General features: G+C 65.9%; 15 protein-coding genes. 10 read left to right on the forward strand and 5 right to left on the reverse strand.

Annotation, left to right across the window (positions count from 1 at the left end; all coding sequences use genetic code 11):
- The first annotated feature begins 6 nt into the window (after positions 1-6).
- From echA20 to A5724_RS02505, 5 genes are read left to right on the forward strand one after another with little or no spacing between them, the layout of a single operon-like run.
- A complete protein-coding gene (gene echA20, locus A5724_RS02485; protein WP_067795603.1) occupies positions 7-762 on the forward strand; it encodes a (7aS)-7a-methyl-1,5-dioxo-2,3,5,6,7,7a-hexahydro-1H-indene-carboxyl-CoA hydrolase in 756 nt (251 codons plus the stop codon).
- Complete coding sequence (gene ipdA, locus A5724_RS02490) at positions 759-1,646, forward strand: cholesterol ring-cleaving hydrolase subunit IpdA (protein WP_067795606.1); 888 nt, start codon at positions 759-761, stop codon at positions 1,644-1,646. Before echA20 ends, ipdA begins: the two co-directional genes overlap by 4 nt.
- On the forward strand, positions 1,646-2,392 hold the full coding sequence (ipdB, locus tag A5724_RS02495) for a cholesterol ring-cleaving hydrolase subunit IpdB (RefSeq protein ID WP_197518519.1): 747 nt from the start codon (positions 1,646-1,648) through the stop codon (positions 2,390-2,392). The genes ipdA and ipdB overlap by 1 nt, the downstream gene beginning before the upstream one ends.
- Positions 2,389-3,450, forward strand: a complete 1,062-nt coding sequence (gene ipdC / locus A5724_RS02500) for a (3aS,4S,5R,7aS)-5-hydroxy-7a-methyl-1-oxo-octahydro-1H-indene-4-carboxyl-CoA dehydrogenase (RefSeq protein ID WP_067795612.1) — start codon at positions 2,389-2,391, stop codon at positions 3,448-3,450. The genes ipdB and ipdC overlap by 4 nt, the downstream gene beginning before the upstream one ends.
- Before the next feature lie 28 nt (positions 3,451-3,478).
- Positions 3,479-4,348 carry an alpha/beta fold hydrolase gene (locus A5724_RS02505; protein WP_082964809.1) on the forward strand — a complete coding sequence of 290 codons (870 nt, stop codon included), beginning with the start codon at positions 3,479-3,481 and terminating at the stop codon, positions 4,346-4,348.
- 82 nt (positions 4,349-4,430) lie between these two features.
- Here the strand turns inward: A5724_RS02505 and fadA6 are convergent, their stop codons facing one another.
- The 4 genes from fadA6 to ipdE1 are packed head-to-tail and all read right to left on the reverse strand — an operon-like array spanning position 4,431 to position 8,162.
- Positions 4,431-5,588 carry a steroid 3-ketoacyl-CoA thiolase FadA6 gene (gene fadA6 / locus A5724_RS02510; protein WP_067795618.1) on the reverse strand — a complete coding sequence of 386 codons (1,158 nt, stop codon included), beginning with the start codon at positions 5,586-5,588 and terminating at the stop codon, positions 4,431-4,433.
- Positions 5,589-5,595: 7 nt separating this feature from the next.
- The gene (gene kstR2 / locus A5724_RS02515) at positions 5,596-6,183 is read right to left on the reverse strand and encodes a TetR family transcriptional regulator KstR2 (protein WP_067795621.1); all 588 of its coding nucleotides are present in this window, start codon (positions 6,181-6,183) and stop codon (positions 5,596-5,598) included.
- A gap of 45 nt (positions 6,184-6,228) precedes the next feature.
- Positions 6,229-7,017 (reverse strand): (5R,7aS)-5-hydroxy-7a-methyl-1-oxo-2,3,5,6,7,7a-hexahydro-1H-indene-carboxyl-CoA reductase, encoded by a 789-nt coding sequence (ipdF, locus tag A5724_RS02520; protein WP_067795624.1) that lies wholly within the window; start codon positions 7,015-7,017, stop codon positions 6,229-6,231.
- Entirely contained in the window at positions 7,014-8,162 is a 1,149-nt protein-coding gene (gene ipdE1 / locus A5724_RS02525; RefSeq protein WP_067795627.1) for an acyl-CoA dehydrogenase IpdE1, read from the reverse strand. Before ipdE1 ends, ipdF begins: the two co-directional genes overlap by 4 nt.
- Before the next feature lie 47 nt (positions 8,163-8,209).
- On the opposite strand from ipdE1, the gene fadD3 reads away from it, so the two are divergent.
- From fadD3 to A5724_RS02545, 4 genes are read left to right on the forward strand one after another with little or no spacing between them, the layout of a single operon-like run.
- Entirely contained in the window at positions 8,210-9,730 is a 1,521-nt protein-coding gene (gene fadD3 / locus A5724_RS02530) for a 3-((3aS,4S,7aS)-7a-methyl-1,5-dioxo-octahydro-1H-inden-4-yl)propanoate--CoA ligase FadD3 (protein ID WP_067795630.1), read from the forward strand.
- Complete coding sequence (locus A5724_RS02535; protein ID WP_067795633.1) at positions 9,730-10,854, forward strand: acyl-CoA dehydrogenase family protein; 1,125 nt, start codon at positions 9,730-9,732, stop codon at positions 10,852-10,854. The genes fadD3 and A5724_RS02535 overlap by 1 nt, the downstream gene beginning before the upstream one ends.
- A gap of 2 nt (positions 10,855-10,856) precedes the next feature.
- On the forward strand, positions 10,857-11,810 hold the full coding sequence (locus tag A5724_RS02540) for an acyl-CoA dehydrogenase family protein (RefSeq protein ID WP_067795637.1): 954 nt from the start codon (positions 10,857-10,859) through the stop codon (positions 11,808-11,810).
- Positions 11,810-12,751, forward strand: a complete 942-nt coding sequence (locus A5724_RS02545) for an acyl-CoA dehydrogenase family protein (RefSeq protein WP_067795640.1) — start codon at positions 11,810-11,812, stop codon at positions 12,749-12,751. The genes A5724_RS02540 and A5724_RS02545 overlap by 1 nt, the downstream gene beginning before the upstream one ends.
- Here the strand turns inward: A5724_RS02545 and A5724_RS02550 are convergent.
- Positions 12,748-13,575: a bifunctional 2-polyprenyl-6-hydroxyphenol methylase/3-demethylubiquinol 3-O-methyltransferase UbiG gene (locus tag A5724_RS02550; RefSeq protein WP_067795643.1), complete on the reverse strand. Its 828-nt coding sequence runs from the start codon at positions 13,573-13,575 to the stop codon at positions 12,748-12,750. The two genes, A5724_RS02545 and A5724_RS02550, sit on opposite strands and share 4 nt — an antisense overlap.
- A gap of 21 nt (positions 13,576-13,596) precedes the next feature.
- On the opposite strand from A5724_RS02550, the gene A5724_RS02555 reads away from it, so the two are divergent.
- The gene (locus A5724_RS02555) at positions 13,597-14,757 is read left to right on the forward strand and encodes a pyridoxal phosphate-dependent aminotransferase (protein ID WP_067795645.1); all 1,161 of its coding nucleotides are present in this window, start codon (positions 13,597-13,599) and stop codon (positions 14,755-14,757) included.
- Positions 14,758-14,838 lie beyond the last annotated feature (81 nt).

Here is a 14,838-nt window from a genome sequence, read left to right on the forward strand (position 1 = left end):
AGTGCAATGCCAATCACCTCCACCATCACCGAACCCGGGATCATCTCGGTCACCGTCGACTACCCGCCGGTCAACGCGATCCCGTCGCGCGGTTGGTTTGAACTCGCAGATACGATCACCAAGGCCGGTGAGGACCCCGAGACGCATGTCGTGATCCTGCGCGCGGAGGGGCGCGGCTTCAACGCGGGCGTCGACATCAAGGAGATGCAGAACACCGAGGGATTCACCGCACTCATCGATGCCAACCGAGGCTGCTACGCGGCCTTCCGCGCGGTATACGAGTGCGCGGTACCGGTGGTCGCGGCGGTCAACGGTTTCTGCGTGGGCGGCGGTATCGGCCTGGTCGGCAACGCCGACGTGATCGTCGCGTCCGACGACGCCAAGTTCGGCCTGCCCGAGGTGGAACGCGGCGCCCTTGGCGCAGCGACCCACCTGTCGCGCCTGGTGCCCCAGCACATGATGCGCAGACTGTTCTTCACCGCGGCCACGGTCGATGCCGCGACGCTGCACCACTTCGGATCAGTGCACGAGGTGGTACCCCGCGCCGAGTTGGACGAGGCGGCGCTGCGGGTCGCCCGCGACATCGCCGCCAAGGACACCCGGGTGATCCGCGCCGCCAAAGAAGCGCTGAACCTGATCGACGTGCAGAAGGTGAACTCGAGTTACCGCATGGAGCAAGGCTTTACGTTCGAGCTGAACCTGGCCGGTGTCGCCGACGAACACCGCGACGCGTTCGCGGGAACCAACAAGGGGTCCAAGTGAGCGATAAGCGGACAACGTTCGACGACGCCGTCTCCTCGATCGAGAGCGGCATGACGATCGGTATCGGCGGCTGGGGATCGCGGCGCAAGCCGATGGCGTTCGTGCGGGCGCTGCTGCGCACCGACGTCACCGATCTGACCGTGGTGACCTACGGCGGACCGGACCTCGGGTTGCTGTGCTCGGCAGGCAAGGTCAAGCGCGTCTACTACGGCTTCGTGTCGCTGGACTCACCGCCGTTCTACGACCCGTGGTTCGCCAAGGCCCGCACCAGCGGCTCGATCGAGGCGCGCGAGATGGACGAGGGCATGCTGCGATGCGGGTTGCAGGCCGCCGCACAACGGCTGCCGTTCCTGCCGATCCGCGCGGGCCTCGGCAGCGACGTGCGCGCCTTCTGGGGCGACGAACTGAAGACGGTGAGGTCGCCGTATCCGACGGACTCCGGTTCTCAGGCTGGGTTCGAAGAACTCATCGCGATGCCCGCCCTGCGGCTCGACGCCGCGTTCGTGCATATGAATCTCGGTGATGCACAAGGCAATGCCGCCTACACCGGCATCGATCCGTATTTCGACGACCTTTATCTGATGGCCGCCGACCGGCGGTATCTGTCGGTGGAGAAGGTGGTGCCCACCGAGGAACTCGTCAAGGCCGTGCCGCCGCAGGCGCTGCTGGTCAACCGGATGATGGTCGACGCCGTAGTCGAGGCGCCCAACGGCGCCCACTTCACCACGGCCGAACCGGACTATCGCCGCGACGAGAAATTCCAGCGGCACTACGCCGAGGCCGCCGCGTCCGATGACACCTGGCAGAAGTTCGTGCAGACATATCTCAGCGGCAGCGAGGCCGACTACCAAGAGGCCGTGCGCAAGTTTGGAGAGACGCAGTGATGTCGACGACCCGAGCCGAAATCTGCGCTGTCGCATGTGCGGAACTGTTTCGCGACGCAGGAGAGATCATGGTCAGCCCGATGGCGACCATGGTGTCGATCGGCGCGCGGTTGGCCCGACTGACCTTCTCCCCGGACATCCTGCTCACCGACGGGGAAGCCAGGCTGCTGGCCGACACCCCTGCAATCGGCGTCGTCGGCGCGATCGAAGGGTGGATGCCGTTCGGTCGCGTCTTCGAGACACTGGCCTGGGGTCGTCGCCATGTGGTGATGGGCGCCAACCAGATCGACCGCTACGGCAATCAGAACCTCTCGGCGTTCGGGCCGCTTCAGCACCCAACCCGGCAGATGTTCGGTGTCCGCGGTGCGCCCGGCAACACGATCAACCACGCGACGAGTTACTGGGTCGGCAACCACTCCAAGCGGGTATTCGGCGAGTCCGTCGACGTGGTGTCCGGCATCGGCTGGGACAAGGTCGATCCGGACAACCCGGCGTACCGGTTCGTCAACGTGTACCGCGTGGTGAGCAATCTCGGTGTGTTCGACTTCAACGGCCCGGACCATCAGATGCGCGCGGTGTCGCTGCACCCGGGGATCACTGCGGAACAGGTGGCCGAGAACACCTCGTTTGAGGTGCACGGCCTGGACGAAGCCGAACAGACCCGGCTCCCCACCGAGGCGGAACTGAAGCTGGTCCGCGACGTGATCGATCCGAAATCGCTGCGGGACAGGGAAATACGAGCATGACAAAACTGCGCACGCCGTTGACGGAGCTCGTCGGCATCGAGCATCCAGTGGTGCAGACCGGGATGGGCTGGGTGGCGGGCGCAAGACTGGTGTCCGCGACGTCGAACGCGGGCGGCCTTGGCATCCTGGCATCGGCGACCATGACGCTCGACGAATTGCAGACTGCGGTGACGAAGGTCAAGGCTGCGACGGACAAGCCGTTCGGCATCAACATCCGCGCCGACGCGGGTGACGCGAACGAACGCATCGACCTGTTGATCCGCGAAGGCGTCAAGGTCGCATCGTTCGCGCTGGCACCAAAACCTGACCTGATCGCCAAGCTCAAAGATGCTGGCGTGGTGGTGATTCCGTCGGTAGGCCTGGCCAAGCATGCGAAGAAGGTGGCCGGCTGGGGCGCCGACGCTGTCATCGTCCAGGGCGGCGAAGGCGGCGGGCATACCGGCCCGATCGCCACCACGCTGCTGCTGCCGTCGGTGCTCGATGCAGTGGATATCCCCGTCGTGGCGGCGGGCGGTTTCTTCGACGGCCGCGGGTTGGCTGCGGCGCTTTCCTACGGTGCGGCAGGCGTCGCGATGGGCACCCGATTCCTGCTGACCTCCGATTCCACCGTGCCCGACGCCGTCAAACAGCGGTATCTGACGGCCGGACTCGACGGCACGGTGGTGTCCACCCGCGTCGACGGCATGCCGCACCGGGTGCTGCGCACCGGGCTCGTCGAAAAACTCGAAAGCGGTTCGCGGCTGCGGGGTTTTTCCGCCGCGGTCCGCAATGCGCAGAAGTTCAAGAAGATGTCGGGCATGACGTGGCGATCGATGATCAGCGACGGCCTGGAAATGCGGCACGGCAAAGAACTGACCTGGTCCCAGGTGCTGATGGCGGCCAACACCCCGATGCTGCTGAAAGCCGGTTTGGTGGAGGGCAACACGGACGCCGGGGTGCTGGCGTCGGGTCAGGTCGCAGGCATCCTCGACGACCTGCCGTCGTGCGCAGAACTGATTGACACGATCATTAGTGACGCTGTCAAACACCTGCAGGCGGCGGCCGCTTTCGTCGAGTGATCCCCGCCAGCCGGCGTAGCGTCTAACTATGACAGCCCTTACCCACAAGCGAGCGAATGTCAACGGCGTTTCGCTCCACTACGTCACGGCGGGTAGCGGCCCGACCGTCCTCTGTATGCACGGTTGGCCGCAAAACCACCGTGAATTCCTGCCGGTGATCGAACGTCTCGCCGATGAGTATTCATTCATCGCACCCGACCTGCGGGGATACGCCGACAGCGACAAGCCCTACGTCGGCTACGAGCCGAAGACGATCGCGCAAGACATGCTCGCGCTGCTCGCCGTCGAAGCGGTAGACAGTTTTCACATCCTGAGTCACGACCTCGGCGGACCGCCGTCCGTGGCGCTGGCCTACGCCGCGCAAGATCGTGCGCACTCGATTGCCACGATCGAGACGCCGTACTTCGGCTTGAGTCATCCCGGATATGTCGATCCACGCGTGCCGTACTGGCACCTCAGCATGCACATGAACATGGACGTCACCCGACTCCTCATCGAGGGCCGGGAGGAGCAATACCTCCGGCACTTTTTCCGCGACTTCGCCTTCAACCCGACGGCCGTGCCGGAGAGCGAAATACAGCAGTACGTCATGCACATGCGGCAGCCGGGAAGTCTTCGCGCAAGCCTCAACCATTACGGCTATATCCCGCAGATGGCCTCCCAGACAGCCGAACTGGTCAAGGACACGCTCACGGTGCCGATGCTGGCGTGGGGTGGCCGCTACTCATTCGCAGAGCACTGCTTCAACTGTGCATCAGCGATCGCCGAGCACGCCGATGGCGGCGTGATCGAGGAATGCGGTCACTGGGTCTTCGAAGAGAAGCCCGACTTCATCGTTGCCCAGCTCCGCGACTTCTGGGCGAAACACACGGCGCCCAGCCTGGCGCTGACGCACTAACCTTCACCGACCGCGTTTGTACGCGCAAACACGGCGTGTCGACGTACAGACACGGTCGCTCGCGGTGAAGGTCGAGTAGCGCCTAGAGTCGCTCGATGATCGTGACGTTGGCGGTGCCGCCGCCTTCGCACATCGTCTGCAGGCCGTAGCGACCGCCGGTGCGCTCCAGCGTATTCAGCATCGTGGCGAACAACTTTGCGCCGGTCGCACCGAGCGGGTGCCCGAGCGCGATGGCACCACCGCTGGGGTTGACCTTTGCGTGGTCGACCTTGAGTTCCTTCATCCACGCCATCACCACCGGCGCGAACGCCTCGTTGATCTCGACGGTGTCGATGTCGTCCATCGACAGCCCCGTCTTGTCCAGCGCGTAGCGCGTCGCGGGAATCGGCCCTGTCAACATGAACACCGGATCGGCGCCGCGCGCGCTGATGTGGTGGATGCGAGCGCGCGGCGTGAGGCCGTGATCCTTGACCGCCTGTTCGGACGCGAGGAGCACCGCGCTGGCACCGTCGGAGATCTGGCTGGCCATCGCGGCCGTCAGCCTGCCGCCGTCGGTCAGTGTCTTCAGCCCCGCCATCTTCTCCAGTGAGGTGTCGCGCGGGCCCTCATCGGTGACGAAACCGTCGACAGGGATGATCTCGTTCTCGAAATAGCCGGATCGGATCGCGTCGGCCGCGCGCTGATGGCTGGCAAGCGAGAACTCCTCCATCTCCTCGCGTGAGAGCTCCCACTTCTCGGCGATCAGCTCCGCACCGCGAAACTGTGAGATCTCCTGATCGCCGTACCGGTGCAGCCAGCTCTTGGATTCGTTTGTGGGAGAGGTGAATCCGAACTGCTCGGCGACCGTCATCGCGGACGAGATCGGGATCTGGCTCATGTTCTGCATGCCGCCCGCCACGATCAGATCAGCGGTCCCGGACATGATGGCCTGCGCACCGAAGGAAATAGCCTGCTGGCTGGAACCGCACTGGCGATCCACGGTGACGCCGGGAACTTCCTCCGGGTATCCGGCGGCCAGCCACGACAGGCGGGCGATGTTGCCTGCCTGCGGTCCGATCGCGTCCAGACAACCGGCAATCACGTCGTCAACCGCAGCCGGGTCGACGTCCACGCGGTCGAACAGTCCCCGCCACCCCGCCGCACCGAGGTCGACGGGATGCACGCCGGCAAGCGACCCATTGCGCTTGCCGACGGCGGTGCGCACGGCGTCGATGACGTATGCCTGTGAAGATCCAGCCATTTGAGTCCTACTCCCTTGTGATACCGCCCAGAACGATGCTCAGATACTGCTGGCCGACTTGTTCGGCCGTCAGGGGGCCCCCGGGTTGATACCAGCGGACCGAAACCCATGTGGTGTCGCGAATGAACCGGTACACCAGGTCGACGTCGATGTCGGGCCGGAAGCGGCCCTCGGCGACGCCCTGCTTCAAAACGTCCACCCACATCCTGCGCTGCTCGCGGTTGCGGGTCTCGACGAACTCGAACTGCGGAAGCGAGGACAGCCGCTTGGCCTCGTCCTGGTAGATGACGACCTGCGCATGCCGGTTCTCGATGGCCTCGAACGAGGTCATGAACAGACCTTTCACCCGCTCGAGCGGATCGGATTCGCGACCGACGATCTCCGCGTACCGCTCGAACAGCCAGTCAAGGAAGTTCCGAAGCACCTCCTCGACCATCTGTTCCTTGGATTTGAAATGGTGATAGAGGCTGCCCGAAAGGATGCCTGCGGAATCGGCGATGTCACGCACGGTGGTGGCGCGCAGGCCACGCTCGGCGAACATCGTCGCGGCGAGGTCCAGCAGCTCGTCGCGGCGACTCGGAAGCGCCTTGTCCACCCGGTCAGGATAGCAACCAAGCGCTTGCTAGGTAAGCCTGGGGGCTCAGGCTCGTTGACTGGACACCGAGATGACCTCGCCCGTCAAGTAACTGGAGTAGTCGCTGGCCAGGAACGCGATGGTGGCGGCCACCTCCCATGGTTCGGCCGCGCGGCCGAAGGCCTCGACCTCCGACAGTCGGTCCAACAACTCCGAGGAGCTCGTTTTTTCGAGGAACTTGTGCCTGGCGATGCTGGGTGACACCGCATTGATCCGCACGCCGAACTCGACGGCTTCGATTGCGCTGCAGCGGGTCAGCGCCATCACGCCCGCCTTGGCCGCCGCATAGTGCGACTGCGAATGCTGCGCCCGCCAGCCCAGCACGCTTGCGTTGTTCACGATCACTCCGCCGTGGCCGGCCTCGCGGAAGTACCGCAACGCGGCGCGGGTAGCCCGCATGGTCGAGGTCAGGGTCACGTTGAGGACCCGGTCCCACTCTTCGTCGGTCATGTCGACCACCGGGGTCGTGCCGCCGAGACCGGCGTTGTTGACGAGTACGTCGAGGCGGCCCATGCGCGCAGTGGTCGACGCGATCAGCGCGTCTACTTGCGCGGTGGACGTGACGTCACATACCACGCTCTCGACGCGGCCCAGCCCGAGTTCGGTCAGTTGGTCCCGAGTCTCGCCGAGCCTGCGCTCGTGGTGGTCGGACACCATGACGTCGGCACCCTCGGCAAGGGCTCGACGCGCTACCGCAGAGCCGATGCCGGTTCCCGCGGCGGCCGTCACCACGACGACCTTCCCGGTCAGAAGTCCGTGCCCCTCAACTTCTTTCGGCGCCTCCGCCAAACTCATCCCTTTAGCTCCCTGGGTAGACCGAGCACCCGCTCGGCGATGATGTTGCGCTGGATTTCATTCGATCCGCCATAGATGGTGTCTGCGCGGGTGAACAGGTAGAGGTGCTGCCAGACGTCGAGCTCACCGTTTTCGGCCACCAGCCCGGCCTTGCCGACGACGTCCATCGCCAGCTCGCCGAGGTCACGGTGCCAGTTGGCCCACAACAACTTCGAAACCGAGTCTTGGCCTGGCTGTTCCACGTCCATGGTCGCCAGCGCATACGACCGCATGGTCCGCAGGCCCACCCACGACCGGGTCAGCCGTTCGCGGATCAACGGGTCGTCATCGGCACCGGTGCGCTTGGCGAGTTCGACGAGATTGGAGTGCTCACGCGCATAACGGATCTGCTGGCCGAGCGTCGACACCCCGCGCTCGAAGGTCAGCGTTCCCATCGCGATCCGCCAGCCGTCACCGGGCTCACCCACCACGAGGTCGGCGTCGGTGCGGGCGTCGTCGAAGAACACCTCGTTGAAATCCGCGGTCCCGGTCAACTGCACGATCGGCCGGATCTCCACACCGGGCTGGTCAAGCGGCACAAGCAGATACGACAGTCCGGCGTGGCGTTTTGACCCCTTCTCGGTGCGGGCCACCACGAAGCACCACTGCGAAAGGTGCGCCATCGACGTCCACACCTTCTGGCCGTTGATCACCCACTGGTCGCCGTCGAGTTCGGCCGTCGTCGAGACATTGGCCAGGTCGCTGCCCGCACCGGGCTCTGAGTAGCCCTGGCACCACAACTCCGTGACATCGAGGATCTTGGGCAGGAAGCGCTTCTTCTGCGCCTCGGTGCCGAACGCGATCAACGTCGGGCCCAGCAACTCCTCACCGAAGTGGTTGACCTTGTGCGGCGCGTCCGCGCGCGCGTACTCCTCGTAAAACGCGACGCGATGCGCGACCGTCAGGCCGCGCCCGCAGTATTCGACCGGCCAACCCAAACAGGTCAGCCCGGCGGCGGCCAACTTCTGGTTCCAAGCGCGGCGCTCCTCGAACGCCTCGTCCTCGCGCCCCGGCGCGCCGAGGCCTTTGAGCGCGGCGAATTCGCCGACAAGGTTCTCGGCGAGCCAGTCGCGGACCTCGGCCCTGAACTCCTCGACCTCTATCACCCCTGTAGGCTAACCTACCAAGCACTTGCTTTGTTAGAGGAGCGTCAATGGGCGACGATCGAAGGACCATTCCGCAGGTCCTGGACCGGATTGCCGACCAGTTCTCCGAACATGCCGCGGTGGTCACGCCGGAGCGGCGGCTGACCTACGGCGAACTGCGCGAGGAGGTTCGCCGGGCCGCCGCGGCGATGATCGACCTGGGCGTCGGCGCCGGGGACCGGGTCGCGATCTGGTCGCCGAACACCTGGCACTGGGTGGTGGCGTGCCTGGCCACCACCTACGCCGGCGGTGTGCTGGTCCCGCTCAACACCCGCTACACCGCCAGCGAGGCCTGCGACATCCTGGCCCGCACCGGCGCACCACTGCTGTTCGCGGCTGGCGAGTTCCTCGGCGCCGACAAGGCCGCATCGCTGGACCGCGACGCCATGCCGCACCTCCGCCACATCGTCCGGATCCCGGTCGAGAAGGCCGACGGCACCTGGGCCGAGTTCATGGCCCGCGGCATCGACGTCGCCGCGGCCGATGCCCGCGCAGCGGGCGTGACCCCCGATGACGTCTCCGACATTCTGTTCACCTCCGGCACCACCGGCCGCAGCAAGGGTGCGCTTTGTGCGCATCGGCAGTCACTGGCCGGTTCGGCGGCATGGGCGGAGTGCGGGCAGATCACCAGCGACGACCGCTACCTCTGCATTAACCCGTTCTTCCACAACTTCGGCTACAAGGCCGGAATCCTGGCCTGCCTGCAGACCGGCGCCACCCTGATCCCGCAGCTGACCTTCGATCCCGAACAAGCGATGAAAGCCGTTCAGGAGCACCGCATCACGGTTCTGCCCGGACCGCCGACCATCTACCAGGTGCTGCTCGACCACCCCAAGCGCGGCAATTACGACCTGACCTCGCTGAGGTTCGCGGTGACCGGCGCAGCGGTGGTCCCCGTGGTGCTGATCGAGCGGATGCAGAGCGAACTGGATTTCGACATCGTGCTCACCGCATACGGCCTGACCGAGGCCAACGGGTTCGGCACCATGTGCAGCGCCGACGACGATCCCGTCACCGTGGCTACCACCTGCGGCAGGCCGATCGCGGATTTCGAGTTGCGTATCGGTGATCAGGACGAGGTGCTGCTGCGCGGTCCGAACGTGATGCTGGGCTACCTAGACGACCCGGAAGCCACCGCCGCGGCCATCGATACCGACGGCTGGCTGCACACCGGTGACGTCGGAAAGCTCGACGAGGCAGGCAATCTCAGCATCACCGACCGGCTGAAGGACATGTACATCAGCGGCGGGTTCAACGTCTATCCCGCCGAGGTCGAGCAGGTGCTGGCCCGGCTGGACGGTGTCGCCGAATCGGCTGTCGTCGGGGTGCCCGACGAGCGCCTCGGCGAGGTCGGCAAGGCCTTCGTGGTGGTCAAGCCCGGTACGGGGCTGGATGAGGAGACCGTGATCGCTTACACCCGTGAGCATCTGGCCAAGTTCAAGACGCCGCAGTCGGTGGAGTTCCTCGACGCGCTGCCACGCAATCCAGGCGGCAAGGTGGTCAAGCCGCTGCTGAGGGAAAGAGTTTGATGGACCTGCACTTTGACGACGCAACACTGGCCTTTCAGGCCGAGGTGCGCGATTTCCTCGCCGCCAACAAGGACGCGTTCCCGACCAAGTCGTATGACACCGCCGAGGGCTTCGAACAGCACCGGCATTGGGACAAGGTGCTTTTCGATGCCGGGTTGTCGGTGATCACCTGGCCGGAGAAGTACGGCGGCCGCGACGCCACCCTGCTGCAGTGGGTCGTCTTCGAGGAGGAGTACTTCCGCGCGGGTGCGCCGGGGCGGGCCAGCGCCAACGGCACGTCGATGTTGGCGCCGACGCTGTTTGCCCACGGCACCGAGGAGCAGTTGGATCGGGTGCTGCCGAAGATGGCCAGCGGCGAGGAGATCTGGGCGCAGGCGTGGTCGGAGCCCGAGTCGGGCAGCGATCTGGCGTCATTGCGGTCGACGGCGGCGAAGACCGACGGTGGCTGGCTGCTCAACGGGCAGAAGATCTGGAGCTCGCGAGCACCGTTCGGAGACCGCGCATTCGGATTGTTCCGCTCCGACCCCGCGGCGGAACGCCACAAGGGGCTGACCTACTTCATGTTTGACCTCAAGGCCGACGGCGTCACCGTGCGGCCGATCGCGCAACTGGGTGGCGACACCGGCTTCGGCGAGATCTTCCTCGACGACGTCTTCGTTCCCGACAACGACGTGATCGGTGGCGTGCACGACGGCTGGCGCGCGGCGATGAGTACGTCGAGCAATGAGCGCGGCATGTCGCTGCGCAGCCCGGCGCGCTTCCTCGCCCCGGCGGAACGGCTGGTGCGGCAGTGGAAGTCGAATCCCGACCCGGCGTACGCTGATCGGGTCGCCGACGCCTGGATCAAGGCGCAGGCCTACCGACTGCACACGTTCGGGACGGTGACGCGAGTGGCCGCGGGCGGTGAGCTCGGCGCCGAGTCGTCGGTGACCAAGGTGTTCTGGTCGGAGCTCGACGTCGCGCTGCACCAGACCGCGTTGGACCTGCGGGGTGCCGACGGCGAGCTGGTCGACTCATGGACCGATGGCCTGCTGTTCGCGCTCGGCGGGCCGATCTACGCGGGCACGAACGAGATTCAGCGCAACATCATCGCCGAGCGCCTGCTGGGCCTACCGCGGAAGTAATGATGAGATTCGATCTTGACGACCAGCAACGCGATTTCGCGGCGAGCATCGACGCCGCGTTGGGGGCCGCCGACCTGCCTGCGGCGGTCCGCGCCTGGGCAGCGGGCGACTCCGGTCCCGGCCGCAAGGTGTGGGCACAACTGGTCGACCTCGGGGTGACAGCGCTGGCGGTGCCCGAGAAGCACGACGGTATCGACGCCCATCCCGTCGATCTGGTCGTCGCGATGGAGCGGCTGGGCCGTTGGTGCGTACCCGGGCCGGTCGCGGAATCTATTGCCGTAGCGCCGGTTCTGCTCGCCGACGACGAGCGGTCGAGCGCGCTGGCGAGTGGTGAGGTGATTGCGACCGTCGCGCTGCCGCCGCAGGTTCCACGTGCGGTGGATGCGGACTCGGCGGGTCTGATTCTGGTGGCCGGCGACGGTGGTGTGCGTGACGGCGTCGCGGGAGCGCAATACGAGTCCGTCGATCCGAGCCGAAAGCTGTTCGACGTCACCGGTTCCGGTGACTGGTGGGCGGCCGATGTCGCTCGGGCGTATGAGTTCGGCGTGCTCGCCACCGCCGCGCAACTGGTCGGTGCCGGCCAGGCGCTGCTCGACGCCTCGGTCGAATACGCCAAGCAGCGAAGTCAATTCGGCAAGCCGATCGGGACCTACCAGGCGATCAAACACAAGCTGGCCGACGTGCACATCGCGCTGGAGCTGGCGCGGCCGTTGGTGTATGGCGCGGCGCTGTCGCTGGGCGACGACTCAGCCGACACTTTGCGTGACGTCAGCGCCGCCAAGGTGGCCGCGTCCGACGCTGCGCTGCTGGCGGCCCGGTCGGCGCTTCAAACCCACGGGGCAATCGGATTCACGCAAGAGCACGACCTGTCGCTGTGGCTGCTGCGTGTGCAGGCGCTGCGGTCGGCGTGGGGCGATCCGACAGTGCATCGGCGCACACTCTTGGAGGCCCTGTGATGAGTGAGGAACGCGAACTGCTGCGCGGGACGGTGGCGGCGCTGGTCGACAAGCACGCATCGCCTGCGGCCGTGCGGGAGGCGATGGTCTCCGAAAGCGGCTATGACGAGGCGCTGTGGAAGTTGTTGTGCGAACAGGTCGGTGCTGCCGCGCTGGTCGTTCCCGAGGACCTGGGCGGCGCGGGCGGGCAGCTTGCCGATGCCGCGGTGGTGCTCGAGGAACTCGGCAAGGCGCTGGTGCCGACGCCGCTGCTTGCCACCACGCTCGCCGAGCTCGCGCTGGTGGCCGCCGACGAGCCCGACACGAACACATTGGAGCGGCTGGCCGAGGGTGCCTCGATCGGCACGGTCGTGTTCGATCGGGGCTGCGTGATCAACGGCGACGTCGCGGACGTGGTGGTCGCTACCGACGGCGCCACCCTGACGCGCTGGACGAGCTTCACTGCCGAGCGTGTCGAATCGATGGACCTGACGCGTCGCCTCGCGCGTGTCAAGCCTTCAGAGACGACCGACATCGGAACGGACCCCGGGCTCGCCGACGCCGCCGCGATTCTGCTGGCCGCCGAGCAGATCGGCGCCGCCGCGAAATGTCTGGATTTGACCGTCGAATACAGCAAGGACCGCGTTCAGTTCGGCCGTCCGATCGGCAGTTTCCAGGCGCTCAAGCACCGGATGGCCGACCTGTATGTGTCGGTGCAGTCCGCACGCGCGGTCGTCGACGATGCGATCGCCGAGCCGTCGCCGACGTCGGCGGCGCTGGCCCGCGTGTCGGCGAGCGAGGCGTTTTCGAAGGTGGCCGCCGAAGCGGTGCAGATGCACGGCGGTATCGCGATTACCTGGGAGCACGACATCCAGCTTTACTTCAAGCGGGCGCACGGCAGCGCGCAACTGCTTGGACCTCCAAGGGAACATCTGCGCCGTCTCGAATCCGAAGTTTTCTAACGCTTTACGGCCTGCAGCGTATAGGTCAACGGGAGCCGCTCCGCGTGCTCGACGAGCCGCCATTCGCCATCGATTTCCCGACGCATGCGCCCGGGTAAGGCGTTGTTCGGCGCGGAGTCGTGTTCGACGAGCATGGTGAGCTCGAGGCCCGCCGCAAGAACAGCGGTGATGATCTCGCCGAGGCCGTGGTTCCAGCTCCGAGACTCGTTGTTACTGAAGGCGATCGCGGTGTCCACGTAGGTACCTGGATCCTCGAAAGTGTCGGGCTCGAGCTGTTCGAAGTACGGGTAGCCGAGCATGAGCGCCTCGGTCCGGTTTTCATCGACCGCCCACATCATCGGATGGTATTCGCGGAGAAACAGCCTGCCGCCCGGGCTTAACAGCGCGGAAATGGTGTGCGCCCAACGGTTCACGTCGGGCAGCCAGCAGAGTGCACCGATACCGGTGTAGACGAAGTCGAAACCACCGCCGACGGCAGCGTGAGCGCTGTATACGTCCGCTTGCACGAAGGCGACGTCGGCACCGGCCTCGGCGGAGATCCGTCGCGCGGTGGCGATCGATTCCGGCGAGAAGTCCAGCCCGGTCATCACCGCACCAAGGCGATGCAGCGAGAGGGTGTCGGTGCCGATATGACATTGCAGATGGATTCCGCGCAGCCCCTCGACGTGACCGAGGCGTGGCACGTCGAACCGGACGACATCCGACAGCCGCGTCGGGTCCGAGATCAAATCCTCCACCGCATAATCCGCCGAAGCGGCGTGCGCAGACGCGCGGTCATCCCACCAGGCCCTGTTGATTGCGAAGTGCTCATCGTGTCGCTGCATGGCACCACTATCCTCGCTCAAATGGGTGATCGTGTTGCGCTGCGGGCGGGGATTCCACCGTTCTATGTGATGGACGTGTGGCTGGCCGCCGCCGAGCGGCAACGTTCGCACGGCGACCTTGTCAACTTGTCGGCAGGCCAACCCAGCGCAGGCGCCCCGACCGCCGTCCGGGAGGCCGCCAAACGGGCCCTGGACGGTGGCCCGCTCGGCTACACGGTCGCGCTGGGCATCCCCGAACTGCGGGCCGCGATTGCAGGTGCTTACGCCGACCGGCATGGGCTTGACGTCGACCCCGCCGACGTCGTGATCACCACGGGTTCCAGCGGTGGCTTTCTGCTGGCGTTTCTTGCGTGTTTCGACGTCGGCGACCGGGTGGCGATCGCCAGCCCGGGCTATCCCTGCTACCGCAACATCCTGTCCGCGCTGGGATGCGACGTCGTCGAGATCCCGTGCGGACCCGAGACGCGCTTCCAGCCGACCGCCCAGATGCTCGCCGAACTCGACCCACCGGTGCAGGGTGTGATCGTGGCGAGCCCCGCCAACCCGACCGGCACGGTGATTCCGCCGGACGAACTCGCGGCGATCGCTTCCTGGTGCGAATCCACGGGCGCGCGGTTGATCAGCGACGAGGTCTACCACGGGCTGGTGTACGAAGGCGCACCCGAAACCAGTTGCGCATGGCAGACGTCGCGAGATGCCGTGGTGGTCAACAGCTTTTCTAAGTACTTCGCGATGACCGGGTGGCGGCTGGGCTGGCTGCTGGTGCCGCGGGAGCTGCAACGGGCGGTGGACTGCCTGACCGGCAACTTCACCATCTGCCCACCGGTGCTGCCGCAGTACGCCGCGGTGGCGGCGTTCACCCCCGAGTCCATCGCGGAGGCGGACGCACTGCTGCACCACTACGCCGCCAATCGCCGACTGCTGCTCGACGGGCTCCGCGCGATCGGCATCGACCGGCTGGCACCCACCGACGGTGCGTTCTACGTGTACGCCGATGTGTCACATCTGACCACCGATTCGCTGTCGTTCTGCTCGAAGTTGTTGAGCGACACCGGGGTTGCCATCGCGCCGGGCATCGACTTCGATCCGGCGCGCGGCGGATCCTTCGTGCGACTGTCGTTCGCAGGGCCGACCGGCGATATCGAAGAGGCGTTGCGCCGCATCGGATCCTGGCTCAATTGACCGCCCTCAGAAGGGTGGTGGTTCGTAGTTTTGGGCGAGCCAGGCTTGGCGTTGGCGTTCTTCTTCGGCGATGAGTTCGCT

Source organism: Mycobacterium sp. ACS1612, assembly GCF_001667505.1.
Taxonomy (GTDB): Bacteria; Actinomycetota; Actinomycetes; order Mycobacteriales; family Mycobacteriaceae; genus Mycobacterium.